The organism is Streptomyces sp. NPDC002536, from assembly GCF_053594995.1.
This window is the reverse complement of sequence record NZ_JBSFWU010000068.1, coordinates 16,166-41,924: the sequence shown is the minus strand read 5'-3', so window position 1 is coordinate 41,924 and position 25,759 is coordinate 16,166. Positions and strand designations below refer to the sequence as shown.

Below are 25,759 nucleotides of genomic sequence, written 5' to 3'. Positions count from 1 at the left end.
CAAGTGCTGGCGGGACCATCCCACTTCGTCCGCCAGCACGCTGATCGGCCCGGCCGCTGTGCCAGTCAGCCGTCTCCAGGCCTGGTGGACCTGGGCCGCGACCGCGGCGGGCCCGGGGGCGGTGAACCGGTGGACCACGTCGGCGGGATCGGCGGGGTTGCGCGAGACGAGAGTCATGGTCATAGGAGGAAGCCTCCGGGGAAGGGGTCGTCCGGGTCGAGGAAGTACTGGGCGGTGCCGGTGATCCAGGCGCGTCCGGTGACGGTGGGGACCACGGCCGGCAGCCCGCCGACCGTCGTCCCGCCGATGAGCCGGCCGGTGAACTGCGTGCCGATGAAGGACTCGTTGACGAAGTCGTGGCCCAGGGGCAGCCGGCCGCGTGCGTGCAGCTGGGCCATCCGGGCGGAGGTGCCGGTGCCGCACGGGGAGCGGTCGAACCAGCCGGGGTGGATGGCCATCGCGTGCCGCGAGTGGTGCTCGTCGGAGCCGGGAGCGGCCAGGTAGACGTGCTTGACCCCGGTGATCGCGGGCTGTTCGGGGTGGACGGGCCGGTCCGGCGATGCGTTGATCGCGTCCATGACGGCGAGCCCGGCCGCCAGCAGGTCGTCCTTGCGGGCGCGGTCGAACGGCAGCCCCAGTGCGTCGAGTTCGACGAAGGCGTAGAAGTTGCCGCCGAAGGCGAGGTCGTAGGTCACCGTCCCGTACCCGGGCACCTCGGCCTTGCGGTCGAGGCCCACGCAGAACGCGGGCACGTTGGTGAACGTCACCGATTTCGCCGCGCCGCCCTCCACCCGGACCTCGACGGCCACCAGCCCGGCCGGGGTGTCGAGGCGCACGGTCGTCACCGGTTCGGTCACCTCCACCATGCCCGTCTCGACGAGGACGGTGGCGACGCCGATGGTGCCGTGCCCGCACATCGGGAGCACCCCGGAGACCTCGATGTAGAGGACGCCGACATCGGCGTCGGGCCGGGTGGGCGGCTGGAGAATCGCGCCGCTCATGGCGGCGTGGCCCCGCGGTTCGTACATCAGAAGCGTGCGGAGGCGGTCGAGGTGCTCGATGAAGTGCAGCCGCCGCTCGGCCATGGTGGCTCCGGGGATCACCCCGACACCGCCGGTGATCACGCGGGTGGGCATGCCCTCGGTGTGGGAGTCGACGGCGTGGAAGACATGGCGCGTCCGCATGGACGTCCTTTCACAAGGCGGAGGTCGAGGGGGAGGTCAGCGGTGGCCGTCGGCGACGGCCTTCTCGGTGGCGGACCGCACCGCAACCCGCGCCTCCCCCGCCAGGGCGAAGCGGGGCGGGCGGACGGGCCCGCCGTGGCGTCCGGCGATGTCCATGGAGAGCTTGACGGCCTGGACGAACTCGGTCCTGGAGTCCCAGCGCAGCAGTGGGTGCAGGGACTTGTAGAGCGGGAGCGCGGTGGCGAGGTCGCCCGCGACGGCCGCGCGGTACAGCTCGGAGCAGGCGGCGGGGAAGGCGTTGGGGTAGCCGGCGACCCAGCCGACGGCGCCGGCCAGGGCGAGTTCGAGCAGGACGTCGTCGGCGCCGATCAGCAGGTCCAGCTCCGGGGCCAGTTCGGCGAGTTCGTAGGCCCGGCGCACATCGCCGCTGAACTCCTTGACGGCGGCTATGGTGCCGTCCTGGTGCAGCCGGGCGAGCAGGCCGGGAGTGAGGTCGACCTTGGTGTCGACGGGGTTGTTGTACGCGACGACCGGCACTCCCGCCCCTGCGACCTCGGCGTAGTGGGCGCGTACGGCCCGTTCGCCGGCCCGGTAGGCGTTCGGGGGCAGCAGCAGGACCGAGCCGCAGCCCGCCTCGGCCGCCTGCTGCGCCCAGCGGCGGGACTCGGCGCTCCCGTAGGCGGCGACCCCGGGCATCACGCGGGCCCCGTCGCCGGCCGCGGCGACGGCGGCCTCGACGACGCGGGCCCGTTCCGTGTCGGTGAGGGTCTGGTACTCGCCGAGCGAACCGTTGGGGACGATGCCGTCGCAGCCGTTGGCGATCAGCCAGTGGACGTGTTCGGCGTAGGCGTCGAAGTCGACGGACAGGTCGTCGCGCAGGGGCAGGGCGGTGGCGACCATGATGCCGCGCCAGGGGCGGGCGCTGTTCCAGCCGGTGGGGGTCATGTGGACGAACCTCTCTGTGCAGAGTGGGATGTCACTGGTCGTCGCCGAGGGCGGCGAGCGCCGACAGCGGTACGGGCACGGCGAACGGGCGGCGTTCGGGCGGGGGTTCGGGATCGCCGTCGCGTGCGGCGAGGCAGGCCACGGCCGGACCGCACATCCGTCCCTGGCACCATCCCATGCCGGCCCGGGTGAGGAGCTTGACGGCCCGCACGTCCCGCGCTCCGAGCCCGTCGACCGCCTCGCGGATGCGTCCGGCGGTGACCTCCTCGCAGCGGCACACGTCGGTGTCGTCGGCCAGCCACCGCCGCCATCCCGGGCCGGGGGCATGGGCGGCGGCCATGGCGTCGGCGAAGGCGCGCATCCGGTCACGGCGGCGCCGGAGTTCCCGGATCCGGCTGCCGCGGGCACGGCCTGCGCCCAGCCGGGCGGCGACGGCGACACCCGCCAATTCGCCTTCCGCCAGGGCCAGGCGGACGCCGCCCACTCCCCCGGTCTCGCCCGCTGCCCACAGACCGCGCACCGAGGTCTCCTGGAGGCCGTCCAGAGCGAGCGCCGAGGTGCCGTCCGCCGTCGTGCGGGTCGTGCAGCCGAGCGCCGTGGCCAGTTCGATCTGCGGGACCAGACCGTGCCCGACGGCCAGCGCGTCGCAGGCGATCCGGCGGCCCGACCCCTGTACGGGCCGCCAGGTGCGGTCGAGCCGGGTCACGGTGACGGCCTCCACCCGGTCGGTTCCGTGCACTGCGGTGACCGCGCTGCGCGGCAGCAGCCGCACCCGGTGGCGCAGCAGTGCCGTGCCGTGGACGAGGGCCTCCGCGGCCTTCTGCGGGTTGGCGGCGAGGGCCCGGGGGTGCCGGGCGTACGCCAGGTATCCGGACGCCTCGACCAGGGCGGGCACGTGCGCGCCGGCCGCGGCCAGCGAGGAGGCGACCGCGAGCAGCAGAGGCCCGCTGCCGGCCACCACGATCCTTCGGCCCGGCAGCACCAGACCGGACTTGAGCATGGCCTGTGCTCCCCCGGCGCTCACGACGCCGGGCACGGTCCAGCCGGGGAAGGGGAGGTGGCGTTCGTACGCGCCGGTCGCCAGCAGCACCGCGCGGGCCCGTACCCGCACCGGCTGCTCGTCGCAGCCGTCGGCCCCGGTGAGGCAGTGCACCGTCCAGGCCGGTGGTGCGTCGTGCGTGATGCTCCATACGTGGTGCCCGGGCAGGTGCTTCGCAGTGCTCTCCGCCAGCCGTCTGCGCAGTGCGGCGTAGACGGACCAGTCGTGGTGCAGGGCCTCGGGGCGTGCTGCGCGGGTCTGGGGTGCGGGGTGCCGGTAGAACTGGCCGCCGGTGTGCGCGGAGGCGTCCAGCAGGGCGACGCGCAGGCCGAGTTCGGCGGCGGTGACGGCGCCGGCGAGGCCGGCGGGTCCCGCGCCGACGACCGCCAGGTCGTACGGGTCAGACTCCGAGACGGCCATGGCCGTGTCCTTCCTGGGTGGTGACCGCGTCGCCGGGGCGGGCGGGGACCAGGCAGGCCCGGCGGTTGGGGCTGCCGTTGACGGTGGCGAGGCAGTCGAAGCACTGGCCGATGCCGCAGAAGGCGCCGCGCGGGCGGCCGCCGTCGCGGGTGGTGCGCCAGGCCAGGATCCCGGCTCCCCACAGGGCGGCGGCGACGGACTGTCCGGGCACGGCGGTGATGCGGCGGCCGTCGAAGGTGATCTCGAACGGCGGATCGGGCTGCGCCCCGACGAGGTCGGCGGGGATACGGGCCACCGGGGCCTCCTCTCGGTCTCTCGGTGAGCACGACGGATGACGAAGGAAGTTCAGAAGCGGCCGGGGTCGAACGGGCCGATGTCCAGCGGGGGTTCGCCGCCGGTGAGGCAGCGTGCGACGACGAGTCCGGTCGCCGGTGCGAGCCCGATGCCCGCGCCCTCGTGGCCGCAGGCGTGCAGCAGGCCGGGGACGCGCGGGTCGGGGCCGATCGCGGGCAGGTGATCCGGCAGGTACGGGCGGAAGCCGGTGTAGGCGCGTATGGCGCGTACCGTGCCCAGGACCGGGAAGAGGGCGGTGGCGCAGGCCGCGAGGCGTTGCAGGGCCTGCGGCGACAGGGTCCGGTCGAAGCCGACGCGCTCCCGGCTGGCGCCGATCAGGACCGGGCCGGCCGGGGTGCCCTCGACCACCGCCGAGGCCTGCAGGGCGGCGGAATCGCTGGCCACGTCCGCGACGTAGTCGGCGGCGTACACCTTGTGCCGCACCACGCGCGGCAGGGGTTCGGTGACGAGGACGAATCCGCGGCGGGGCAGGACGGGGAGCTCCACGCCCGCGAGCCGGGCGAGTTCGCCGCCCCAGGTGCCGGCGGCGTTGACGACGTACGGCGCGTGGACCTCCCCGCGCGGTGTCCGTACGCCGTGCAGGGTGCCGTCGGTTCCGGTGAGCAGGCCGGTGACCTCCTCGCCGAGCCGCAGGCGGATCCGGTCGCCGCCCGCGCGCAGCAGGTGTGCGGTGGCGAGGGCCGGCATGACCTGGGCGTCCTGCGGGTAGTGGACGCCGCCCGCCAGGCCGGGGGCGAGGTGGGGTTCCAGGTCGTGGAGCCGGTCCGGCGGGATCTCCTCGGCGGTGACGCCCGCGGCGCGCTGCCGGTCCGCGAACGTGCGCAGGGCGGCTGCTTCGGCTTCGTCCGCGGCGACGACGAGGCCGCCCTTGGGTTCGTACTCGATCCGCTCCGGCAGTGATGCGGCCAGTTCGGTCCACAACCGGGCGGAGAGCCGGGCGAGTTCCAGCTCGGGGCCCGGTTCCTTGTCGGAGACCAGGAGGTTGCCTTCGCCGGCCCCGGTGGTGCCGCCCGCGACGGAGTCGCGGTCGATCACGGTGACGCGGAGGCCGGCGCGGGCGACGTAGTAGGCGCATGCGGCTCCGACCATGCCGGCGCCGACGACGATGACGTCCGAGGGGTTTCCCGTTGGCACGTCAGTAATATTTCACATTGCACTGAGGTTGCCAAGGGTACCGTCCACCCCGTGTTCCCCTCAGCCGCCGAGCAGTTGACCCATCCACTCCTCGACGGCGTCCGGCGTCCTCGGCAGGCCGCCGGACAGCAGCCGGGCCCCCTCGGCCGTGATCACCAGGTCGTCCTCGATGCGCACCCCGATGCCGCGCAGCCCGGGCGGCAGGGTCTCGTCGTCGGGCTGGAGGTAGAGCCCGGGCTCGACGGTGAGCACCTGACCCTCCTTCAGCACCCCGTCCAGATAGACCTCGGCGCGCGCCTGGGCACAGTCGTGGACGTCCAGACCGAGCATGTGGCCGCTGCTGCACAACGTGTAGCGGCGGTGGAAGTCGCCCTCCGCGCTCTTCAGCACTCCCCATTCCGCGAGGCCTTCGGCGATGACGCGCATCCCGGCCCGGTGGAAGTCGCGGAAGCTCGCTCCCGGCCGCAGTGCGGCGATGCCCGCTTCCTGGGCGGCCAGCACGAGTTCGTAGACCTGCCGCTGGACCGGCGAGAAGCGGCCGGAGAGCGGGAGGGTACGGGTGATGTCGGCGGTGTAGAGGCTGTCGGTCTCCACGCCCGCGTCCAGGAGCAGCAGCTCCCGCGGGTCGAGCGGACCGTCGTTGCGTATCCAGTGCAGGACGCAGGCATGGGCGCCGGAGGCGGCGATGGTCTCGTAGCCGGTGCCGTTCCCCTCGGCGCGGGCGCGCAGGCCGAAGACGCCCTCGATCCAGCGCTCGCCGCGCGGATGCGCGAGCGCGCGCGGCAGGGCACGTACCACGTCCTCGAATCCTGCGGCGGTGTGATCCACCGCCCGCTGCAGCTCGGCCACTTCCCACGCGTCCTTCACCAGTCTCAGTTCGCTGAGTACGCAGGCGAGTTCGGCGTCGGCGGCCGCGTTCCGGCCCGGCGGGAGCCCGTCGAGGGCGACGCAGCGGATGCCGGTCATCCGCTCGGCCTCCGCGAGGCCGGGGCGGCGCCCCACCCAGAACTCGCCGTAGCGGCGGTCCCGGTAGAAGCCCTCGTCCGTGCGCGGGGAGCGCGGCCGCACGTGCAGCACCGCCTCGTGACCGTGCGGCCCGTCGGGTTCGAGGACCAGCACGTGCCCCGCCTGCTCCTCGCCGGCCAGACCGGTCAGCCAGGTGTAGGCGCTGTGCGGACGGAAGCGGTGGTCGCAGTCGTTGGAACGCACCGTCAACTCCCCCGCCGTGACGAGGATCCGCTCCCCGGGGAAGCGCGCGGAGAGCCGGGCCCGGCGGGCCGGGGTGAGGACGGCGACGGGCAGCCGGACGCCGTCGGCCGACGGGGCCGCCTCCCAGCCGACCTCCCAGCCGGACGCCATGAAGGACGCGAGTTCGGGCGGGACGGGGAGGTCGTGGCTGACCGTCCGGATCGGGGAAGTGGTGTCGGGTAAAGCCGACTTGGGCATGACGCTCCCTCGGACACAGGTGGAGTGGGGGGCTTGCGGGGATCCCGTCAGTGCAATTTCACATTACTGTGTTACCGGTCACACGTCACTCATGCCAGCCGTGCCAACCGTGCCGGCCGTGTGACATTTCACAGAAGACCGCGGAGACGCCCCCCTGTCCGAACGCCCCCGCCACTCCCTACCATCCGCGGCATGGACCTGGAGCTTCGGCACTTACGGGTGCTGTGTGCGATCGCCGATGCCGGGAGCGTCGGCCGGGCCGCGGCGGACCTGGGGTACTCCCAGCCAGCCATGAGCACACAACTCCGGCGGATCGAGCGGTTCTTCGGCGAGCCGCTGTTCGTGCGCAGGACGTCGGGTGTCGAGCTGACGCGGTACGGCGTGGAGGTGGTGACCCGGGCCCGTGACGTCCTGGCCCGCGCGGCGGCGATCGGCCGCCCGCCGGCCGGGGGCGCTGCCGAGGCACGCCGGTCCTTACGCCTGGCCGCGACCAACTCGCCGGTGCTGTCCGGCATGGTCATGCGGCTCCGGACGCTGCTGCCCGGCCTCGACGTCACGGTCAGCAGCGTGTACGCGTCGTCGGAGATCGTCGAACTCCTGGAGCACGGCGAGGTGGACGCGGCGATCGCGGCGGACTACCCCGGGCGGGAGTTGCGGCACTCGCCCGCGGTGGCGCACCGCGGGATCGTCACGGAGCCGTCCTTCGTCGCCCTGCCCGCGCATCACCGGCTGCGGCACTGCCCGGAGGTCGCGCTCGCCGACCTGGCCGACGACGCGTGGTTCCTGACGCCCGACGACGGGGCCGGCTGGCCCGGGGTGTTCTACGCGGCCTGCGGCTCGGCCGGGTTCACGCCGGTGGCGGTGCACGAATTCCTGGGCGACCGGGTCGAGTTGCAGGACATGATCGCCGAGGGGCTCGGGGTGTCCGTCGTCCAGGCGACGCACCGACCGGTCTCCGACGTCCTCGTCAAGCCGCTGGCCGGCACCCCGCTGTGGTGCCGCTACGTCCTGGCCTGGCGCCGCGAGGGCCTGGCAGACGAGGTCGCGGACACCCTCTTCGGCTCCGCCACCGCGGCGTACCGCGAACTCATCGCACACTCGGCGCACTTCCGGGCGTGGGCGTCGCGGACCTGGAGCGGGGCCCGGATCTAGGGCACGGGTGGCACGGGCACTTCGACGTTATGACGTGCCCATGCAATGTGCTATGTCACACCCCATTGTCCGCGCGTTCACGCGGTGGGACGGTGCCGCATACGCCTCAGTCACTTTTCCCCCGAGGCACCCCCACGCCCCCCACGAACCTCCCACGAAGGAGTCTGGATGCTCCAGCACTTCACCCTGCCCAGATGCGTGTCCGGCGGCCTGGCCGCCTGTGTCACGGTCGCCGGTCTCCTGGCGACCCCGGCACTCGCGGCACCCCCGTCCGTCGCCGCAGCCGGCGCTCGGCCCACGGCTTCTCCCGTACCGCCGACCGGATCGACGGCCGACGCCAACGACCGGGACACCGTGCAACGCCGACGGCTGTCCGTCGCCCAGCTCCCGCCGCTCAGCCCGGCCCGGGCAACGGCGGCGCCGCAGAAGCCGCACGCCTCCGGCAAGCCCGCCGACGCCTCCTGCACCCCGGCCGACTTCGGCAGCCGGTCCGGATCCGACCTGGTCGAGTTCGTGAAGGCCTCGTCCAAGGACTGTGTCAACACGCTGTTCGCCGTCACGGGCGCGGACGCGCACAACATCTTCCGCGAAGCCCAAATGGTCACCATCGCCCAGGCCTTCCAGAACGCGGCGGAGGCATACTCCGGCGACGGCTCGACCGGCGCACTGCAGCTGACGCTCTTCCTGCGCGCGGGCTACTACGTGCAGTTCAACCACCCATCCGACGTCGGCCCCTACGGCCCGGACCTGGCGAAGGCGACCGAGGCCGGCCTGGACTCCTTCTTCGCCAACGCGCATGCAAAGGACGTCACTTCGGCGAACGGCGACACCCTGGGCGAAGTCCTCATCCTGACGGACAGCGCCGACGATCAGGCCCGCTACCTGAACGTCTACAAGCAGGTGCTCGACGCGTACGACAGCTCCTACGACGCGATCCCCAGCATGCTGGCAGCCGTCAACGACGTCTACACGCCCCTCTGGCGCGGCAACTGGAACACGGCCTACGTCAACGCGGTCACGGCCGACCCGAGCATCGTCGACACGCTCAGGACGTTCGCGGTCAACCACCTGGGGCTGCTGGGCACCGACCGTTCGTACCTGGACTCCAACGCGGGGATGAACGTCGCCCGTTATCTCGAGCACCCCGCCCTGCGGGACAAGGTCCGTCCGCTGGCGAAGCAGTTGCTGGACGCCGCGAAGATCACCGGCCCGACCGCCCCGCTGTGGGTCACCGTCGCCTCCCAGGCCGACTACTACGACAAGGCCAACTGCGACTACTTCGGCACCTGCAACCTCCCGGACCGGCTGACCAAGGCCGCGCTGCCCATCACCCATTCCTGCGACGCGGCGCACACCATCAGCGCGCAGGCACTGACCTCCGACGAGCTCGCCGCCACCTGCGCCAGTCTCCTGGGGCAGGACCCGTACTTCCACAGCCTCGTGAAGGACAGCGGCGCGATACCGAACCAGTACGAATCCACCATCCGGCTCGTCGTGTTCGGCAGCCGTACCGACTACCAGACCTATGCCGGTGCGATCTTCGGCGTCAGCACCGACAACGGCGGCATCACACTGACCGGGGACCCGACAAAGGCCGACAACCAGCCCACGTCCATCATGTACCAGAAGGCCCAGGACGACGGCTTCACGGCCCGGATCTGGAACCTCAACCACGAGTACACGCACTACCTCGACGCCCGCTACGACATGAAGGGCGACTTCACCCAGCAGACGACCGTCCCCGACGTCTGGTGGATCGAGGGCCTCGCCGAGTACGTCTCCTACGGCTACCGCGGCATCACCGACGACGGGGCGGTCGCCGAGGCCGGGAAGCACACCTACCGGCTGAGCACCCTGTTCCAGAGCACCTACGCGAACAGCGACGTGACCCGCACCTACCCGTGGGGATACCTCGCGGTCCGGTACATGGCCGAGAAGCACCCGGCCGACCTCGACGCCATGCTCGCCCGCTTCCGGACCGGCGACTACACCGGCGGCTACGCCGTCTACGCCACCGGCATCGGCAACCGCTACGACGCCGACTTCGACAGCTGGCTCACCGCCTGCGCGTCCGGCGCCTGCGCCGCCAAGGCGGGCCCGTCGGCGGGCTTCGACACGAAGGTCTCGGGCCTGACCGTCGACCTGACCGACAAGTCCACCGCCTCCGGCAACGGCCGCATCGCCTCACGGGCCTGGGACTTCGGCGACGGGACCTCGTCCGGGGAGTCCAACCCGAGCAAGACGTACGCGTCCGCGGGCACGTATACCGTCACCCTCACCGTCACCGACGACAGCGGGCGCACCTCCACCGCCCGCAAGCAGGTCACGGTGGGCGGCGACGTGACCGCGTGCACGGACCGGGACACCCGCGTCCTGGGCAGGAACTGCTCCCGCACCGGCCGCTCGGCCACGGCGGGCAACCTGGACTACCTGTACCTCTACCTCCCGGCCGGCACGACGACCCTGACCGTCGCCACGACCGGCGGCACCGGCGACGCCCACCTCTACTACAACCCCGACAACTGGGCGACGGACAAGGCCTATACGACGTCGTCCACCAAGTCCGGCACCGCCCAGACCATCACCGTCACGAACACGACGGCGGGCTACCGGTACATCAGCCTGTACGCCAAGACCTCGTTCAGCGGGGTCACGGTCACGACGCGGTACTGACGGCTGAGCGCGATCGCCCGCGGCGGGTGCCCGACGGGGCGCCCGCCGCAGGCGCTGATGGAATCGGGGGCCTACGCCGCCGACCCGGAGCCTTCCGGGCTGCCATGGCGGCTGTGGAGCAAGATCGAAGAGGACGAGGCGGAAGCACGGGGCGTGTTCGCGCCGGACGCCTCCCTGTTAAGTCAAGCGGTAGCCAGGTCGACCTCCCGGGCTTCTTCGCCGACCTCGTCCGCTGCGAGACGCGCCACTACCAGTAAGGGCATCGACCGCCTGGAGAAGCAGGCATGGGTCGTACGGCGAACCAATCCATCGGATCACCGCTCATCGCTGCTGGACCTGCCGGATCGGCCTGCCTACGGGCTGACCGGCATGCGCACCAGTGCTCTTCGTCGCGCGGCACCACAGCGTCCCGTAAGGGGCGCGGGGAACTGCGCGATCAGCCACGACGCTCCCGCAGTCGAGGTTCCCCCAGCTACCTCCCCCAGCTACCGCTGGGGGTGCCCCCAGGAGGTGCCCCCAGAGGCTGCGCCCCGGACCCCAGAGGCAGTGCATCGACTGCAGGCCGGCTGTGGCTGGTCGCGCCCACGCGGCGGAGCCGCATATGTCACCGCCCCGCGCCCCTGACGGGGCGCGAACATCCGCCGGACAGGCCCTGGCGGACCGTCGAGCGCTCTTGTCAGACCGTGCCCCGCCCGGTCAGGGCGAGCAGAGAATGGACATGGCCGGCGCGGGCCATCAGCGGCGCGTAGCGTTCGTCGGCGGCGATGCGGGCGCAGCGGTCCAGTTCCGTCAGTCGCCCCTCGACGGTGGCGATGTTCTCCTGCGTCCTGTCCAGGGAGGTACGCAGGGCGTCCTGCTGCTTCCCGCCCCCGCCGAGCCAGGACGGCAGGCCGCCCCACCGGCGCTTGGCGCAGGCCTTCTCCAGCGCGCTCCGGGTGCGTCGGAGCCGTCCGAGTATCTCCTCCATGGTCTGCCGGTCGTGCAGCAGCCCGTCCGTGCCCTGCCGGGCGATGCGGGAGTACACCGCCAGCGCACGTCCGGCATCCTGCACGTCGGACCGTGCGCGCTCGAGCGCGTCCGTCGAGTGGCCGGTGCCGGCCAGCTCGGCAAGGCGGTCGGCCAGGAACTGCTCGGTACGCCCGAGTTGGTCCTGTCGCACGGTTGCGATCCATGAGGTGTCCCGGTCCGGGGAACACCGTTGCGCGATGTGCAGTGCGCTGATCGCCTTTCGCCCTTCGGGTGAGTCGACTCCCTCCAGCTCCGCCTCGGCACGGGCCAGCCGGGGGTGGAGTGCCGCGGTCTGCGCCTGGAGATCCGTGAGGTCCTTGGCAGAATAGATCCAGTCGTAGATCCAGCGGATGACCGGAGGCCGCCGTTTGGCGCGCTTGCGTGCCAGCCACTGCTCCGCTTCCTCCACATCCGCCAGCTCCGCACGCAGTCCCGCGGCCCGCCGGTGGAAGGCGTCGATCTCGGCGACGGGATCCGCTGCGCGGGCCGCCATCTGCTGGGCCCGGCTGTGCAGCACGGCCCGCAGCCGTCCGTCCTCCTGCCCGTGCGCCAACTGGTCGGCCAACTGGTCCAGATCCTGGATGGTGCGGCCGATGAGCGAGGCGGCGAAGGCCGCCCCGTCATCGGACGGGCGCGGCCACGCGGTCCCGCCTCGGGCGACGGCGGGTTCGGCCGTCCGGGCCGGGCTGCTCCGGACGTCACCGACCGGCGTCGGCTGCTGGAGCCGGATGGGTTTCGGCACCGTCTGGTACAAGCGGAAGCCTCCGATGGGGATGACCGGGCGGACAGGGAGGACGCTCGCAGATTCGGCGATCATCGTGCAGCCCCGGAAAGTTGACTCTTGCCGGTCGCGGGATGACAGCGGAACGGACGATGCCGGCCGGCTTTCGCGCCGCCGCGTCGGCAACGCTCGATGCGGGCGGAGCGGTCGCGCCGAGTCGGGAGAACCAGCCGTTGCAGATCTCGATTGACCGGCAGCGACAGGCCGTTGGCCATGGTTGCGTGGGTGCCCAGGGTGCCTCCACCGCCCAGGGATAATGAAGGGCATGGAACTGCGCGGGGACAAAGTCGTGCTGCGGTCCGCGACAAGCGGCGACGGTGAGGTTCTCGACAGGATCGTCCGGGAGCCGGAAGTCGCGGCGTGGTGGTCGCCTCCGGAGGATTACGAGGGCATGCTCGCCATTGTCGTCGAGAGTGAAGTCGTCGGAGCGATCCAGTTCTCGGAGGAGACCGACCCGGAGTTCCGCCATGCCGGTATCGACATCTTCTTGACGGCGCGGCATCACGGGAAGGGGCTCGGTCCCGACGCTGTGCGCACGTTGGCCCGATGGCTGGTGCGAGAGCGCGGACATCACCGGCTGGTCATTGATCCGGCTGCGGCGAACACCGCGGCGATCCGCAGCTACCGCAAGGTCGGGTTCAAGCCTGTGGGGATCATGCGGGCGTACGGGCGAGACCACCGTACGGGCCTTTGGCAGGACGGCCTGCTCATGGATCTGCTCGCCGAGGAGCTGATCTGAGGCCGGGCTGCCGGATGGTGGCTCCTGGACGGACACGGTCGCCTCGGCCGCCGTCACCGCGGCCCTGATCGTGGCCGTCGCCTTCCGGCACCTGCAGGAGATCAGCCACTTCGCCGGGTACGGTCAGTCGCCCCGGATCAATGGTGTTCGTCCAGCTCCGTCAGCAGCGAGGAATTGACGATGCGCACGACGGTCTCGATGTCGTCCCGGTTCGCGGCCGGCCACAGCACGGCTCGCGCGGCGCGGTACTTCGCCGCGAGGCGCTCCCGCTTCTCCCGCGGCAGCCGGGCGGCCCGTTCGGGGCGGGAGTTGTGCGCGTTGTCGGCGATCTTCACCAGTGTCGCCTGCGCGTCGCCGGTGATCCTCCGGATCTTCTCGGCATAGGGCAGGCCCGCCTCGTTGGTCACCGCCTCGACGATCCGGACGACCCGAGAAGGGACACCGTCGGCGCGCAGACGCTCGGCGGTCCAGTCGGTGTCCTCGATGACATCGTGCAGCAGTCCGGCCATGACGAGTTCGTCGCCGAAGGGCGCGAGCCCCGCGGCAACCGCGCGTACATGCTCGATGTACGGCACGCCGATCTTGTCGACCTGCCCGGCGTGCGCATCGCGCGCCAGGACCTCGGCCTCGCGGACGGACTTCATCGTTCACTCCTTCGTCGCCACATCGCTGCAGGCTCTCATATGCCGGTGTCGTTCCCCTCGAACACCCATCGCCTGTTCAAAACAGCAAAATGACGACGGCACCGCGCATTTGCAGATGGTCCGCGGTGTCCGCCGCTGAGCCTTCCGAGCATTATTCGGTACGATATGCACCAGATATTCCGTCCCGGATTGCGATCTCGATGTCTGACTGCCGACGCCTCCCCTCACCACGACTGAACTGGACCGTGCACCTTGCGCCTTGGGTCTTCCCCATCGACTACAGCGGGCGGAAACCCTGGACGTGGTGGAACCCGCGCCTCCTGCTGATGCTGCTGATGGGGCCCGCCCTGGTGATCGGGGCACTCAACCCGCTGGTCTCCGTACCATGGCGGGAACGGCTCCTGTTCGGGCTCGCCGGGGTGGTCATCACTACGCTTCTGGCGCTCTGCATCACCGGCTATCGGCGACTTGCCGCGTTCGTGGACGATGAAGAGCACCGGGCGGTCGGCGAGCCGACTGCCGCTGCTTCCGCGGAGTCGGCGCCGGGCCAGGCGCCTCCTGGCGGCTGGCTGCCGTGCCCGTGCTGCGGACACCAGATGTTCGGCGAGTTGTGGTCGGACGAGATCTGTTCGGTCTGCTTCTGGCAGGAGAATCCCTACCAGCTCCGATACCCGTGGGCGGAGGCCGGCCCGAATGGTGGCCTGAGCCTCATGGAGGCTCAGGCCAACTACCGGAAGTTCGGCGCAATGGAGGAGCGTCACCGTCGTCACGTGCGCCCGCCGACCAACGACGAACCCCTGGATCCGGGCTGGCGTCCCGTCGACGTGTCGCGCGACCCCTTCGAACCAGGGCCCAGCAGCGTCCCCATGCCAGAGGACCTCACGTCCCTGTACTGGTGGCGGCCGAACTACTGGCGGCGAGACGAATCACCGACCGCCTCCTGAGCGCCCTGCCAACCCCCTGGACGTCTAACCCCGTTGGGGTTAGCTTGGGGGCATAGTCGAGTTGGGGAGGGCGCTGTGCCGAAGATCAACGTCTATCTGCCCGATGATCTGGCCGAGGCGGTCAAGGAGGCCGGAGTGCCGGTGTCGGCCGTGTGCCAGCGGGCCCTGGAGCAAGCCGTGCGGCGGGTGACCGCCATCCGGGAGACAGCCCTGGGCGATCTCGACGGCGAACCGAGCGGGGCGCTGGCGCACTTCACCCCGAGGACGCGGAACGTGTTCAAGCTGGCGGTGGAGCGGGCTCAGGAGGCCGGTGCGCCAAGGACGGGCACCGGGCACCTTCTGGGAGCCATGCTGGACGAGGGCACCAATCTCGCACTCCATGTGCTGCGTGCCATGGAGGTCGAACCGGAGCGGGTCAGGGGAGATCTGGCCCGCCGACAGCCCGTCCAGCAGGACGCCACCGTGACGGACAGCGATCCGCGCCGGCTGGACGGGCCCGCGGCCAACGCGCTGGAACTGGCGGTCACCGAGGCGACGTCCCTCGGCCACAACTACATCGGCTGCGAACACCTGCTGCTCGGCCTGACCATGGAGCCCGACGGAGTCGCCGGGCAGGTTCTGCGGGCCCTGGGAGCCGACCCCAAGCCCGTCCGCCGCGCAGTCACCGCCGCGCTGGCGGGCTACGTTCACCTGCGCGCCGAGAGCGGACAAGGCCGGCCGACGGAGCCTGTCGGCGCACAGCAGGCGCTCGCCACGGCCGTCCGCCGGGAACTGGAGCCGTTGGGGCGGCGCATCGCACGCCTGGAAGAGCACCTCGGGCTGATCGTCGAAGACTGACCACCGTGCTCATCCGCTCGAAGCGGGCGGCATCCGGGGACGGTTGATCCTCCCGTTCTGAGGCTCTGACAGTTCTGGCGGTGCGAGTGCACACGGCCCCGGCTGCTCAGACGGCCTGCACGGTGCGAGAAGGCCGGCAGAGGCGGTGTGCCGCCTGCGTTCGTGCAGGCGTCGTCCATACGGGATCGGGGGTCCCCGGTTCCCAACGAGCCATGTGCAGGCGTGCGTCCACGCCGAGAACCACGGTCACGACGCACCCGTCCGCGTCCAGGATCGACGAGGGCGCGTGGACCGACAGCGGGCCCGATGCGGTCCAGACGGGCGGATTCTCGTCCGTCGGCTCCGGGAGCCAGGCAAAGCTGAGGGTGCCGTGATCGTTGCGGGTGGCCAGGGCGATCCGGCCGTCACGGGTCCTGGTGGCCGTGACGGGACCGGTACCGCCGTGTCCGCCCAGTGACTGCGGCTCGGTCTGCCAGGGTCCCTGCGGGCCCGGCCGGTGGTGGCAGAGGATCTCGCCGGTGCCGGGACGGCGCATGAGCAGCAGCGCGCGGCCCTGCTCTGCCGTCACGTGGGTGACGGGCCCGGCCGGGGCGGGGAAGGGCAGCGGACGGGAGCCGCTGAAGGCGGACGACGGCTTGTCCCGGTCCCACCGGATGACCTGCTCCGGGGCAGGGGCGTACAGCTCGACCGTGCCGTCGGGGAGGGTTCCCCAGGCGACGCCCTCCTGGACGGTGCCTCCCAGGTCGCGCCAGGGGCTCCACGTGCCGGTGGGCTCAAGGCGGCGGTGGCTCAGTGCCCGGTCGAAGTTGCGCACGACGAACTCGAGGCCGCCGCCCGGCAGGGCGACCGGTTCCGGTTGGCCGATCTCTCTGCGCTTGACGGGGTTGAGGCCCTCGGCGTTGTACGGATTCCCGAGGTTCTGCCAGGCGCCGAAGCGGCCCCCCGGTTCCTGCTGGGAGACGAGCATGACGTCGCGGCGGTGCTCGTAGCGGCCGGCCGCGAGCGACATGTGGACGCCGAACACATGCAGCAGTCCGTCATCGGTGGCGACGGCATGCAGCTGCGGCGAGAAGAATCCGCCCTGCGGAGCATCGGTGCCCAGCGGTCCCGGCGCGAACTCCCCGTCGGTCTTCCGCCATTGGACGGGATTGCCGTTGAGGACGGTGAATGCCGTGAGCGTTCCGTCACCGTCTCGCTGCAGCCAGGTCGAAGCATGGGAATAGCGTGCGTAGGTGCTTCGGCTGTATGCCTTGCGGTGTGCGCGGTCGCCGAGTTGGAAGTCCCCGGGGTCGATGCCGTGCTTGCGCCGGCGGCCGTCCGTCCCCCCGTAGATGTCGAGGCGGCGGGTCTTGTCGTGAAAAACCTGCTGACTGAGGTTGCCGGGCCAGACCTTGTTGCCGTATCCCCGGTAGCTCTCGACCACGGGTGCCCGCTCCGCTGCCCGTTCGCCGTACCGGCGCAGGGCCTCGAAGGCGAACAGTGCTGCTGCCGTGTGTTCTTGGTGGTCGTGGTAGGTGACCCTGCCGTTGTCGTACGTGGCGTGGTCGGGGTCCGGGTCGAGCGTGCGCACCGTGCTGGGCCGGTGTTCGGCCAGCAGGTCGACGAGGGCGTCGATAAGGCCTTCACGAGTGAGCGCGTCAGGGGCGTCCGACGTATCGGGGAGAGGCGAACCGGTGGGGCGCCGGGTCCGCTGCTGCTCGATTTCTCCCGTCCACAGCGTCTGCAGACGCATGGGCGGCCGGCCGCCCGTCATCGCGAGGTTGAAGAAATAGAGCGTGACCGGCGCGCGGCCCGCCAAGGATGCCCGTTCGACGTGAAAGCCGCCTGAAGTGCGGTACGCCTCGCGGGTCCAGGGGGCCGAGGCATCGTTCAGCGCGGCGTCCGCGTACACCGCGCGCAGTCCGCGCTGGCGGGCGGCCACGTACCCCTCGTAATCCACTGCCAGCCGGTCACGGTTCTTCGCTCCGTGGGCGGCATTGCGACCGTCGGCCTCGCCCGCGACGAGATACACATTGACGATCTCCGCCCCGGCGGCGACGGCGTGGAAGAGGTCGGGCGCCATGAAGAAGAGATCGTCATCAGGGTGGGCCACGATCTGCACGTGCGTGCCCAAGGCGGAACCACTGGTCTCCACCCCTTGGCCCTGCGGCCCGGAAAACCGGAGCGCCGGCCGTGCGGGAGGGGGAAAGACAGCACTGCGCAGCCGCCGGACGACGGAGTGGACGCTGAGCGAGGTGTGCATGGAAAGGCTTTCGTGAGTGGCTCGCGGTCGGAATGTCACCGACGTGTGGTCCGACAGCCGGCGCCTGTCGGGGGGGGCGAACCTGAGCCAGGGGATCTTGAACAAGAAGAGGGGATGGAAGGGGGCCTGGTTCCGCAGTATCGCGAATTTTTTCTCCGCCGCGGACGAGGGACCAATGGTCCCGGAGAAGGGCCGCCCGGCCCCGGCCCGGGCCGATTCCGGCACGGCATGCTGACAGCGACCGATCCGGAGGTACCCGCTTACCGCCGCAACCGTGTCCGCCCGGCCGATCCCTCAACCACCCGACCGCGCGGACACGGTGTGCAGCCCCTCCGGATCGGTCCGTCTCCGGACACCGCCCCGGCGCTCTGCGTGGACGGAGCGCCGGCTACGCGGCCTCGGCGAGACCCGCGCCGAAGAAGCCGCTCAGCTTCGCGATCGCCGGGGTGACGTACGCGTCCTTGTCGTAGAGGTCGGTGTGCGTCGCGCCGTCCAACCAGAACAACTCCTGCGGGCCGGTCCCCTGCTGGAACGCCGCCACGCTCATCCATGAGGTCACCGCCGCGCGCCCGGCGATCAGGAGCAGCGGGCGCGGGGCGAGCAGGCGTAGCGGGGCGAGGGCGTCGAAGGCCGCGATGCGGTCGATGCTGGACCAGGTGAGCGCCTTGGCCGACCGGGGGTGCCCGCCGCGCGGAGTGCAGTAGTACTCCCAGCCGTCGTGTACGTGCGGACCGCCATCGCGCGCCTCCTCCTCGGTCCCGGGGAAGACCCGGAAGCACTGCACACCCTCGCCCCGGGCCTCGGCGGTGCGCGCCGCCGCGGCCGCGGCGAGCATGCGGTGGAGGACGGCGGGGTCCTGGGTTCCGTCGGCGCCGTTGCGGAACTGGCGGGCGATGTCGACGGCGCTGACGGTGGCGACGGCCCTGATCCGGTGGTCGGTCGCGGCGGCGGCCAGTGCGTAGCCGCCGGAGGCGCAGATGCCCAGCGCGCCGATGCGGTCGGGGTCGGCCTCGTCACGGGTGGCGAGGAAGGAAACGGCGGCCTTGATGTCCTCGACCCGGTGGGCCGGGTCCTCCAGGCCGCGCGGCTCGCCCTCGCTCTCCCCCTGGAAGGCGGCGTCGAAGGCGAGGGTGACGAAGCCCTGTTCGGCCAGGCGTCGCGCATACAGACCGGATGCCTGCTCCTTCACACCGGTGCCGGGGTGGCCGACCACGATCGCCGGTCGCGGTCCGTCCGGCGTGCCGTGCGGTGTGTACAGGTGGCCGGCGAGCTTCAGGCCGGCGCTGGGGAAGGAGACGTCGGTTCGCATGTACTGCTCCCGGTGCATGGGCGGCGACGGGCCCGTGGTGGTCCGGCGGGCTCCGGTGGCCTGCTGGAGCGGCCACGCATCCACGGTGGCCCCGGCGGGAGGTGACGAGCCAGGGAGAGCGCTGCCTATGCAGACCAGTACCAGGCACGGAGTCGCGCCCGCGTGGACACTGGGAGCATGCGATCCCGGGAAGTCCGAACCACCGACAACGAACTGGGCGGCTTCCTGCGCGCCCGCCGCGCCGCCCTGGACCCGTGCCGGGCCGGTTTCCCCGACGACGGACGGCTGCGGCGGGTGCCGGGCCTGCGCCGCGAGGAACTGGCCCAACTCGCCCATGTCAGCGTCGACTACATCGTGCGCCTGGAGCAGGGACGCACCCGCCGGGTCTCCCGGCCGGTCCTGGACGCCCTCGGCGACGCGCTGCAACTGGCCCCGGACGAACGCGCGTACCTGTTCACCCTCGCCGACGTCACACCGGCACCCGCCGCCCGCAGGCCGGGCCGCCCGCAGGCCGACCCGCAACTGCGGCAGCTCCTGGCGACCATGCACGACGTTCCCGCGATGGTCCTCAACCGGCGGATGGACGTGCTGGCCTGGAACCGTGCGGCCAGTGCCCTGCTCACCGACTTCGACCGGCTCACCGACGACGAGCGCAACCTGATCCGCCTCACTTTCCTCGACGACGCCTACCGCGCGCTGTATGCCGACTGGTCCCGGGCGGCACGCGAGTGCGTCGCCGTGCTGCGGATGGAGGCCGGCCGCCATCCCGAGGACCGTGAACTCGCCGCACTGATCGGTGAGCTGAGCAACCGCGATCCGGACTTCAGGACCTGGTGGGCCGACCACCGGGTCCGTGGCCCCCGGCAGCTCACCAAGACCTACCTCCACCCCCTGGCCGGCCCGCTCACCCTCGACGTCCAGCAGTTCACCGTCGACACCCGGCCCGACCAACAGCTCGTCGCCTACACTGCACCCCCTGGCACTCCCGCCGAGGACGGCCTGCGCTTCCTCCTGCAGTGGGCGGCGGCACCACCACATGCCCGCAGCGACGAGCACCCGAACCGCTGACACGGCTCCTCCCGCGGCCCATAGGGCACGCCCTACGCCTCCTTCTTGCCCCGCACTGCACCCCGCAACTGCCGCATCAGTTCGGTGAGTACGAGCAGGGCGACGAAGGGCGGCGCGGCCGCGAACACCGTGCGGCCGACGGCCAGACCCTCGCTGTCGGAGACCCACAGGCTCCAGACGAGCGCGGCGGCCGTTCCCACCACGGTGATCAGCCAGGACGACTGCTCCCTGCGTGCATCGACAATGGCTGCGGCCACTCCCAGCCCGCCGCCCACCACCAGCCCCATGACCAGGACGGCGTGCGTCCAGCCCGGGGCCCCGAGAGCGCCTTCGAGGGGTGTTCTGGCGCGGAGTTGACGGTAGGTCAGCCAGAGACTCCCGGCGTAGGTGACCGTGAGCGTCGCGACGCTCAGTGCCCTGACGAACTTTCCCAGAGGCCCGCGTACGGCGGTCATGCCAAGCCCCCCCCCCCGTCGCATAGCGTGGCCGGCGTCGGACTATCAGCGTGACCGGTTCGTGCGGGTCCGAAACGAGCAATCGGACAGTCTTTGCTCTCCGTTCGCACGCCGGGGTCCGGCAGGACGTCAGCGCACTTGCGAGGCGAACACCTCGTACGCGCGCTCGCGGGCCGAGATCGCCGGGTGTTGACGTTCGCCCACCGCGGGACGGCCCGGAGGCAGGTCAGTCACCTCACCTGCGCGGCGAAGGCCCCGTACGCCCGCTCGTCGAAGAGGACGAAGCGGACCTCCTCCACGTTCGTCTCCGCCGCCCGCACCGTCTCGACCGCGATGCGCGCCGCGTCCTCCATCGGCCAGCGGTAGATGCCCGTCGAGATCGCCGGGAACGCCACCGTCCGCGCGCCCAGTTCGTCCGCGACCCGCAGGGACTCCCGGTAGCAGGACGCCAGCAGCGACTCGTCGCCGCCGGAAACCTGAAACACCGGGCCCACCGTATGGATCACCCACCGCGCAGGCAGCCGCCCCGCCGTCGTCGCCACCGCCCGGCCCGTGGGCAGGCCCTTGCCGTACTGCGCGGCGCGCAGGTCGCGGCAGGCGGCGAGGATGTCGGGGCCGCCCTTGCGGTGGATGGCGCCGTCGACGCCGCCTCCGCCGAGGAGCGAGGAGTTCGCGGCGTTGACGACGGCGTCGACGTGCTGTTCCGTGATGTCGCCCTGGACGAGGGTGATGGTGACCATGGGGTCATGATGCCCCGTCACGACGCCCCGTCGCGGAGATAGGTCTCGGCCACCGCGCAATGCACCGCGACGCCGACCGCCAACGCATCCTCGTCGTAGACCACCTTGTCGGAGTGGTTGTCCGGGACCGTTCCCGGGGCGCTGCCCGGCGGGCACGCGCCCAGGAACGCCATGGCGCCGGGGACGCGTTGCAGGACGTACGCGAAGTCCTCGCCGCCCATGGTGGGGTGCGGGAGGTCGTGGACGACCGACGGGCCGAGGGCGTCGGTGACGGCGCGGCGCACGGTGGCGGTGAAGGCGGGGTCGTTGTGCACCGGGGGGTAGCCGTCGGGGAGGTGGACGTCGGCGGTCATGCCGTGGGCCGCGGCCACGCCGTGGGCCACCCTGGTGATGCCCTCGCGCACGGCGCGGCGGCTCGTCCCGGTGAGGGTGCGGTAGGTGCCGGTGAGTTCGGCGGTCTCAGGGATGACGTTGAAGGCCCGTCCCGCCGTGATGGTGGTGATGGTGAGGACGGCGGGGTCGAAGACGGGGACGGTCCGGGTGACCATCGTCTGCAGGGCCTGGACGATCTCGCAGGCGACGGGGACGGGGTCGAGCACCTTGTGCGGGCCGGCCGCGTGTCCGGTCCTGCCGTGGACGGTGATGCGTACGGTGTCGGCGGCGGCGTACTGGGCGCCGGGGCGGAGGTGGAGCGTTCCCGTCTCGTTGCGGGCGTTGATGTGCAGGGCGAAGGCGGCGTCGACCTGGTGGCCGTCCGGGCCGTGCAGGACTCCTTCGTCGATCATCGGGAGGGCGCCGCCGCCGAGTTCCTCGGCCGGCTGGAACATGAACACCACGCGGCCCGGCAGCCGGTCGCGGCGGGCCGTGAGCAGCCGAGCCGCGCCGATGAGCATGGCGGTGTGCGTGTCGTGGCCGCACGCATGCATGACGCCGGGCAGTTCGGAGGCGAAGTCGAGTCCGGTGTTCTCCTGTTGGGGCAGTGCGTCCATATCGGCGCGCAGCAGGACGGTCCGTCCGGGGCGGCGGCCTTCGAGGACGGCCACCACGGAGCTGAGCTTCTTGCCGACGCTCACCGTCAGGTCCAGGCCGGCGAGTGCGTCCAGCACCGTCTGCTGGGTGCGCGGCAGATGCGTGCCCACTTCCGGTGCGCGGTGGATGCGTCGTCGTACCGCTACGACCTCCGGCAGCAACTTCCGTGCTTCGGCCGCCACTTCGGTGCCCGGTGTCCGCATGGTCGTCATGGTCTCCTATGCCGGCCGTCCGTGTCACCCATGGTCGCGGGCGTCGCTCCCGGGCTGGAGGTCGGTGGTCGACCAGGCCGCTCCCCTGCGGACCGGGACGCGGCCGGGCGGCTGTTCGGGGGCGGGGCCGGGGGTCAGGGCCGGCACCCGGCGGGACTGCGGCTCACCGGGCGGCACGGTGAGCGTCTCGCCGCAGTGCCGGATGGTCAGGGCCTCGCCGTCGAGCAGGGTGTACGTCGCGGTCGTCCCTGTGATCTCCACGCGCAGCCGTCGTCCCCTGACCTGGACGACGAAGGCGAGGCGGCCCAGTTGCTCGGGGAGCCGGGGAGCGAAGGCGAGGGCGCCGCCGTAGTGGTCGCGCATGCCGCCGAAGCCCATGACGAGGGCGAACCAGGTGCCGGCGAGGGAGGCGATGTGGAGTCCGTCGCGGGTGTTGCCCTCCAGGTCGAAGAGGTCCATCATCGCCGCTTCGCCCAAGTAGTCGTAGGCGAGGCGCATATGGCCGACCTCGGCCGCCATCGCCGCCTGACTGCAGGCGGACAGCGACGAGTCACGGACCGTCAGCTGCTCGTAGTAGGCGAAGTTGCGCTCCTTCTGCTCCTGGGTGAAGGCATGGCCCCGCAGCACCATGGCGAGGACGAGGTCGGCCTGTTTGACGACCTGTTTGCGGTAGAGGTCGAAGTAGGGGAAGTTGAGCATGAGCGGGTACTGGTCCTCGTGGGTGTGCGCGAAGTCCCACATCTTGTGCCCGGTGAAGCCGTTGGACTGTTCGTGGACGCCGAGTTCGGCGTTGTAGGGCAGGGTCATGCGCTCGGCGGCGTCGCGCCAGGCGGCGGTCTCCTCGTCGTCGACGCCCAGGGTGTCCGCGATGTCCGGGTGGCGCTCGGCGGCGTCCGCGGCGGCCCGCAGATTGTTCTGGGCCATCACGTTCGTGTAGAGGTTGTCGTCGGCGATGGCGCTGTACTCGTCCGGGCCGGTGACGCCGTCGATGTGGAAGTCGCCGTGGTGGTCGTGGTGGCCCAGGGACCGCCACAGCCGTGCGGTCTGCACGAGCAGGGGCAGGCCGACCTCCTTCTCGAAGGTCTGGTCGCCGGTGGCGGCGGTGTAGCGCACGACGGCGTCGGCGATGTCGGCGTTGATGTGAAAGGCGGCGGTTCCTGCGGGCCAGTAGGCGGAGCATTCGTCGCCGTTGATGGTGCGCCAGGGGAACGCGGCGCCCTTCAGGCCCAGTTGGCGGGCGCGTTCCTGCGCTGCGGGCAGGGTGCTGTGGCGCCAGCGCAGGGCCTGTTCCACCGCCTGGGGTGCGGTGTAGGTGAGGACGGGCAGGACGAAGGACTCGGTGTCCCAGAAACAGTGGCCGTCGTAACCGGGTCCGGTGAGTCCCTTGGCCGGCAGGGCGCGGGCCTCGCCGCGGGCGCCGGCCTGGAGGACGTGGAAGAGGGCGAAGCGCACGGCCTGCTGGATCTCGGCGTCGCCGGCGACCTCGACGTCGGCGCGGGACCAGAAGTCGTCGAGGAACCGGCGCTGTTCGTCGAGCAGCCCCGCCCAGCCGGTGCTCTTGGCCCCGGCGAGGGCGGCGTCCACCTGGTCGTGCACGGCGGACACCGAGCGGGCGGCGGACCAGCCGTGGGCGACGAACTTCTCCACGCGCAGCCGCTGCCCGGAGCCCAGCTGCGAGGTGACGGTGAGCCGGACGAGGTTGCCGTCGGTCTCGGCCTCGGCGGACATCTCGGTCTTCTCGGGCCCGTCCACCACGTGGTCGGCGGCCACCGCGATCTTCAAGCCGCTGCGGTCCGTCCGGTGCACCAGCCGCATCCGCGTGTCGTTCACGGCGTGCTGGACAGGCACGAGCGGGTCCTTCAGCTGGGCGGCCGTGCGGGGGTCCGCCCCGTTCTCGGGCAGCGCCTCGTTGGCTACCAGTTCCGACTGGATGACGATGCGCACGTCCCCGTCGAGCGGTTCCACCTCGTACGCGACGGCCGCGACGGCGCGCTGGGTGAAGGAGACGAGCCGGGTCGAGCGCACGCGGACGCTGCGGCCGCTGGGCGAGGTCCAGTCGGCGGTGCGGTGCAGCAGGCCGGTGCGGAAGTCCAGGATCCGCTCGTGATGGTTCAGCTTCCCGTAGCGCAGGTCGAAGGGCTCGTCGTCGACGAGGAGCCGGATCACCTTGCCGTTGGTGACGTTGATGACGGTCTGCCCGGACTCGGGATAGCCGTAGCCGGCCTCCGCGTAGGGCAGCGGGTGGAACTCGAAGACGCCGTTGAGGTAGGAGCCCGGCAGGCCGTGGGGCTCCCCCTCGTCGAGGTTGCCGCGCCAGCCGACGTGCCCGTTGGCGAGGGCGAAGACCGATTCGCTCTGCGAGAGCACGTCGAGGTTGAGCTCGGTCTCGCGCAGGCTCCACGGTTCGACGAGGTAGGCGGGGTGTGTGATCACGCGGTCTCTCCCAGCAGTTCGGCGAGGTCCTGCACGACGGTGTCGGCGCCGTGCCGGCGCAGGGCGTCGGCCTGGCCGGCGCGGTCGACGCCGACGACGAAGCCGAAGTTCCCGGAGCGGCCGGCCTCCATGCCGGCCAGGGCGTCCTCGAAGACGGCGGCCTCGGCCGGGGCGACCCCCAGCTCGCGGGCGGCGGCGAGGAAGGTGTCGGGGTGGGGTTTACCCGGCAGGTGCCGTTCGGCCGCCACGACGCCGTCGATCCGCACCTCGAAGAGATCGTCGATGCCGGCCGCGATCAGCACGTCGTGGCAGTTGGCGCTGGAGGAGACCACGGCGCGCCGCAGCCCGGCGTCCCGTGCGGCGTGGACGTAGCGGACCGATCCGGGGTAGGCGTCGACGCCCGTCTCCTTGATCTTCTGCAGCACGAGGGCGTTCTTGCGGTTGCCGATGCCGTGGACGGTGTCGCGCTCGGGAGGATCGTCGTCACCGCCCTCGGGGAGCGGGATGCCGCGCGAGGCGAGGAAGGAGCGCACGCCGTCGGCTCTCGGCCTGCCGTCGACGTACTCGTCGTAGTCGGCGACGGCGTCGAAGGGCCGGAAGCCGGGGCCGTCGCGCCGGGCGAGGAAGGCGTCGAAGGTCTCCTTCCAGGCGGCGGCGTGCACGGTGGCGGTCTGGGTGAGTACTCCGTCGAGGTCGAAGAGACAGGCGCGGACGGGTTCGGGCAGGCCTAGGGTCGTGGTCACGCTTCTCCCCCTTTCCCGGGACGGTCGAGTGCCTGCCCGTGACGGGGGCGAATCACTCGTTCAGCGGTTTCCGCGATGCCGTGACGGACCCGGACCGGGGCGCCCGCCTGCGCCCGGTTCTTATGGCCTGTTGACACGTACGCCCCGACCTCTAGTCCTTTCACTAGTTTTGGCCTCAAATCCTCAACTCCTCCTTTCTCCGTCGTTAGCGTTTCCGTGCATACGGCA

General features: G+C 71.5%; 21 protein-coding genes and 1 pseudogene. 6 read left to right on the top strand and 16 right to left on the bottom strand.

Going from position 1 to position 25,759, the window contains the following annotated elements:
* The 7 genes and pseudogenes from ACWD4B_RS23545 to ACWD4B_RS23515 all read right to left on the bottom strand — a co-directional run.
* Positions 1–183 (bottom strand): annotated as a pseudogene (locus ACWD4B_RS23545) (hypothetical protein); the annotation flags it as partial.
* Positions 180–1,184: a proline racemase family protein gene (locus ACWD4B_RS23540; protein WP_451422595.1), complete on the bottom strand. Its 1,005-nt coding sequence runs from the start codon at positions 1,182–1,184 to the stop codon at positions 180–182. The pseudogene ACWD4B_RS23545 and the gene ACWD4B_RS23540, both read right to left, overlap by 4 nt.
* Before the next feature lie 36 nt (positions 1,185–1,220).
* Positions 1,221–2,129, bottom strand: a complete 909-nt coding sequence (locus tag ACWD4B_RS23535; protein ID WP_451422594.1) for a dihydrodipicolinate synthase family protein — start codon at positions 2,127–2,129, stop codon at positions 1,221–1,223.
* A gap of 31 nt (positions 2,130–2,160) precedes the next feature.
* Entirely contained in the window at positions 2,161–3,588 is a 1,428-nt protein-coding gene (locus tag ACWD4B_RS23530) for an FAD-dependent oxidoreductase (RefSeq protein WP_451422593.1), read from the bottom strand.
* Positions 3,569–3,883, bottom strand: coding sequence for a (2Fe-2S)-binding protein (locus ACWD4B_RS23525; RefSeq protein ID WP_451422592.1), 315 nt, complete (start codon positions 3,881–3,883; stop codon positions 3,569–3,571). Before ACWD4B_RS23525 ends, ACWD4B_RS23530 begins: the two co-directional genes overlap by 20 nt.
* Before the next feature lie 50 nt (positions 3,884–3,933).
* A complete protein-coding gene (locus ACWD4B_RS23520) occupies positions 3,934–5,076 on the bottom strand; it encodes an NAD(P)/FAD-dependent oxidoreductase (RefSeq protein ID WP_451422591.1) in 1,143 nt (380 codons plus the stop codon).
* 60 nt (positions 5,077–5,136) lie between these two features.
* Positions 5,137–6,522: an aminopeptidase P family protein gene (locus ACWD4B_RS23515; protein ID WP_451422590.1), complete on the bottom strand. Its 1,386-nt coding sequence runs from the start codon at positions 6,520–6,522 to the stop codon at positions 5,137–5,139.
* Between the two features lie 192 nt (positions 6,523–6,714).
* On the opposite strand from ACWD4B_RS23515, the gene ACWD4B_RS23510 reads away from it, so the two are divergent.
* Positions 6,715–7,674, top strand: coding sequence for a LysR family transcriptional regulator (locus tag ACWD4B_RS23510; protein ID WP_451422589.1), 960 nt, complete (start codon positions 6,715–6,717; stop codon positions 7,672–7,674).
* A 168-nt stretch (positions 7,675–7,842) separates the two neighbouring features.
* Positions 7,843–10,347, top strand: a complete 2,505-nt coding sequence (locus ACWD4B_RS23505) for a collagenase (protein WP_451422588.1) — start codon at positions 7,843–7,845, stop codon at positions 10,345–10,347.
* Between the two features lie 676 nt (positions 10,348–11,023).
* Here the strand turns inward: ACWD4B_RS23505 and ACWD4B_RS23500 are convergent.
* Complete coding sequence (locus tag ACWD4B_RS23500; protein ID WP_451422587.1) at positions 11,024–12,097, bottom strand: hypothetical protein; 1,074 nt, start codon at positions 12,095–12,097, stop codon at positions 11,024–11,026.
* Positions 12,098–12,401: 304 nt separating this feature from the next.
* Here ACWD4B_RS23500 and aac(6') point away from each other — a divergent pair, with 304 nt between their 5' ends.
* On the top strand, positions 12,402–12,875 hold the full coding sequence (gene aac(6'), locus ACWD4B_RS23495) for an aminoglycoside 6'-N-acetyltransferase (RefSeq protein ID WP_451422586.1): 474 nt from the start codon (positions 12,402–12,404) through the stop codon (positions 12,873–12,875).
* Between the two features lie 137 nt (positions 12,876–13,012).
* Here the strand turns inward: aac(6') and ACWD4B_RS23490 are convergent, their stop codons facing one another.
* Positions 13,013–13,519 carry an HD domain-containing protein gene (locus ACWD4B_RS23490; protein WP_451422585.1) on the bottom strand — a complete coding sequence of 169 codons (507 nt, stop codon included), beginning with the start codon at positions 13,517–13,519 and terminating at the stop codon, positions 13,013–13,015.
* 245 nt (positions 13,520–13,764) lie between these two features.
* Here ACWD4B_RS23490 and ACWD4B_RS23485 point away from each other — a divergent pair, with 245 nt between their 5' ends.
* Both ACWD4B_RS23485 and ACWD4B_RS23480 read left to right on the top strand, forming a co-directional pair.
* Positions 13,765–14,463, top strand: coding sequence for a CPCC family cysteine-rich protein (locus ACWD4B_RS23485; protein WP_451422584.1), 699 nt, complete (start codon positions 13,765–13,767; stop codon positions 14,461–14,463).
* A 75-nt stretch (positions 14,464–14,538) separates the two neighbouring features.
* Positions 14,539–15,300 (top strand): Clp protease N-terminal domain-containing protein, encoded by a 762-nt coding sequence (locus tag ACWD4B_RS23480; RefSeq protein WP_451422583.1) that lies wholly within the window; start codon positions 14,539–14,541, stop codon positions 15,298–15,300.
* A 106-nt stretch (positions 15,301–15,406) separates the two neighbouring features.
* On the opposite strand, the gene ACWD4B_RS23475 is transcribed toward ACWD4B_RS23480, so the two are convergent.
* Both ACWD4B_RS23475 and ACWD4B_RS23470 read right to left on the bottom strand, forming a co-directional pair.
* Positions 15,407–17,413, bottom strand: coding sequence for a PIG-L family deacetylase (locus tag ACWD4B_RS23475; RefSeq protein WP_451422582.1), 2,007 nt, complete (start codon positions 17,411–17,413; stop codon positions 15,407–15,409).
* A gap of 517 nt (positions 17,414–17,930) precedes the next feature.
* On the bottom strand, positions 17,931–18,851 hold the full coding sequence (locus ACWD4B_RS23470) for an alpha/beta hydrolase (protein ID WP_451422581.1): 921 nt from the start codon (positions 18,849–18,851) through the stop codon (positions 17,931–17,933).
* Positions 18,852–19,028: 177 nt separating this feature from the next.
* Here ACWD4B_RS23470 and ACWD4B_RS23465 point away from each other — a divergent pair, with 177 nt between their 5' ends.
* Positions 19,029–19,919, top strand: a complete 891-nt coding sequence (locus ACWD4B_RS23465) for a helix-turn-helix transcriptional regulator (RefSeq protein WP_451422580.1) — start codon at positions 19,029–19,031, stop codon at positions 19,917–19,919.
* A 32-nt stretch (positions 19,920–19,951) separates the two neighbouring features.
* On the opposite strand, the gene ACWD4B_RS23460 is transcribed toward ACWD4B_RS23465, so the two are convergent.
* The 5 genes from ACWD4B_RS23460 to ACWD4B_RS23440 all read right to left on the bottom strand — a co-directional run bounded on the left by ACWD4B_RS23460 (position 19,952) and on the right by ACWD4B_RS23440 (position 25,531).
* Positions 19,952–20,374 carry a hypothetical protein gene (locus ACWD4B_RS23460; protein ID WP_451422579.1) on the bottom strand — a complete coding sequence of 141 codons (423 nt, stop codon included), beginning with the start codon at positions 20,372–20,374 and terminating at the stop codon, positions 19,952–19,954.
* 230 nt (positions 20,375–20,604) lie between these two features.
* On the bottom strand, positions 20,605–21,114 hold the full coding sequence (locus ACWD4B_RS23455) for an O-acetyl-ADP-ribose deacetylase (RefSeq protein ID WP_451422578.1): 510 nt from the start codon (positions 21,112–21,114) through the stop codon (positions 20,605–20,607).
* Positions 21,115–21,131: 17 nt separating this feature from the next.
* A complete protein-coding gene (locus ACWD4B_RS23450; protein ID WP_451422577.1) occupies positions 21,132–22,355 on the bottom strand; it encodes a M20 metallopeptidase family protein in 1,224 nt (407 codons plus the stop codon).
* Between the two features lie 24 nt (positions 22,356–22,379).
* Complete coding sequence (locus tag ACWD4B_RS23445) at positions 22,380–24,788, bottom strand: glycoside hydrolase family 65 protein (protein ID WP_451422576.1); 2,409 nt, start codon at positions 24,786–24,788, stop codon at positions 22,380–22,382.
* Positions 24,785–25,531, bottom strand: coding sequence for an HAD family hydrolase (locus ACWD4B_RS23440; protein WP_451422575.1), 747 nt, complete (start codon positions 25,529–25,531; stop codon positions 24,785–24,787). The genes ACWD4B_RS23445 and ACWD4B_RS23440 overlap by 4 nt, the downstream gene beginning before the upstream one ends.
* Positions 25,532–25,759: the final 228 nt, after the last annotated feature.

Excerpts from the sequence above, each read along its gene's own strand:
- ACWD4B_RS23470 (WP_451422581.1), bottom strand. The coding sequence starts at position 18,851 with ATGCGAACCGACGTCTCCTTCCCCAGCGCCGGCCTGAAGCTCGCCGGC.
- ACWD4B_RS23460 (WP_451422579.1), bottom strand. The coding sequence starts at position 20,374 with ATGACCGCCGTACGCGGGCCTCTGGGAAAGTTCGTCAGGGCACTGAGC.
- ACWD4B_RS23535 (WP_451422594.1), bottom strand. The coding sequence starts at position 2,129 with ATGACCCCCACCGGCTGGAACAGCGCCCGCCCCTGGCGCGGCATCATG.
- ACWD4B_RS23505 (WP_451422588.1), top strand. The coding sequence starts at position 7,843 with ATGCTCCAGCACTTCACCCTGCCCAGATGCGTGTCCGGCGGCCTGGCC.
- ACWD4B_RS23540 (WP_451422595.1), bottom strand. The coding sequence starts at position 1,184 with ATGCGGACGCGCCATGTCTTCCACGCCGTCGACTCCCACACCGAGGGC.
- ACWD4B_RS23465 (WP_451422580.1), top strand. The coding sequence starts at position 19,029 with ATGCGATCCCGGGAAGTCCGAACCACCGACAACGAACTGGGCGGCTTC.
- ACWD4B_RS23450 (WP_451422577.1), bottom strand. The coding sequence starts at position 22,355 with ATGACGACCATGCGGACACCGGGCACCGAAGTGGCGGCCGAAGCACGG.
- ACWD4B_RS23490 (WP_451422585.1), bottom strand. The coding sequence starts at position 13,519 with ATGAAGTCCGTCCGCGAGGCCGAGGTCCTGGCGCGCGATGCGCACGCC.
- ACWD4B_RS23455 (WP_451422578.1), bottom strand. The coding sequence starts at position 21,114 with ATGGTCACCATCACCCTCGTCCAGGGCGACATCACGGAACAGCACGTC.
- ACWD4B_RS23515 (WP_451422590.1), bottom strand. The coding sequence starts at position 6,522 with ATGCCCAAGTCGGCTTTACCCGACACCACTTCCCCGATCCGGACGGTC.
- ACWD4B_RS23510 (WP_451422589.1), top strand. The coding sequence starts at position 6,715 with ATGGACCTGGAGCTTCGGCACTTACGGGTGCTGTGTGCGATCGCCGAT.
- ACWD4B_RS23530 (WP_451422593.1), bottom strand. The coding sequence starts at position 3,588 with ATGGCCGTCTCGGAGTCTGACCCGTACGACCTGGCGGTCGTCGGCGCG.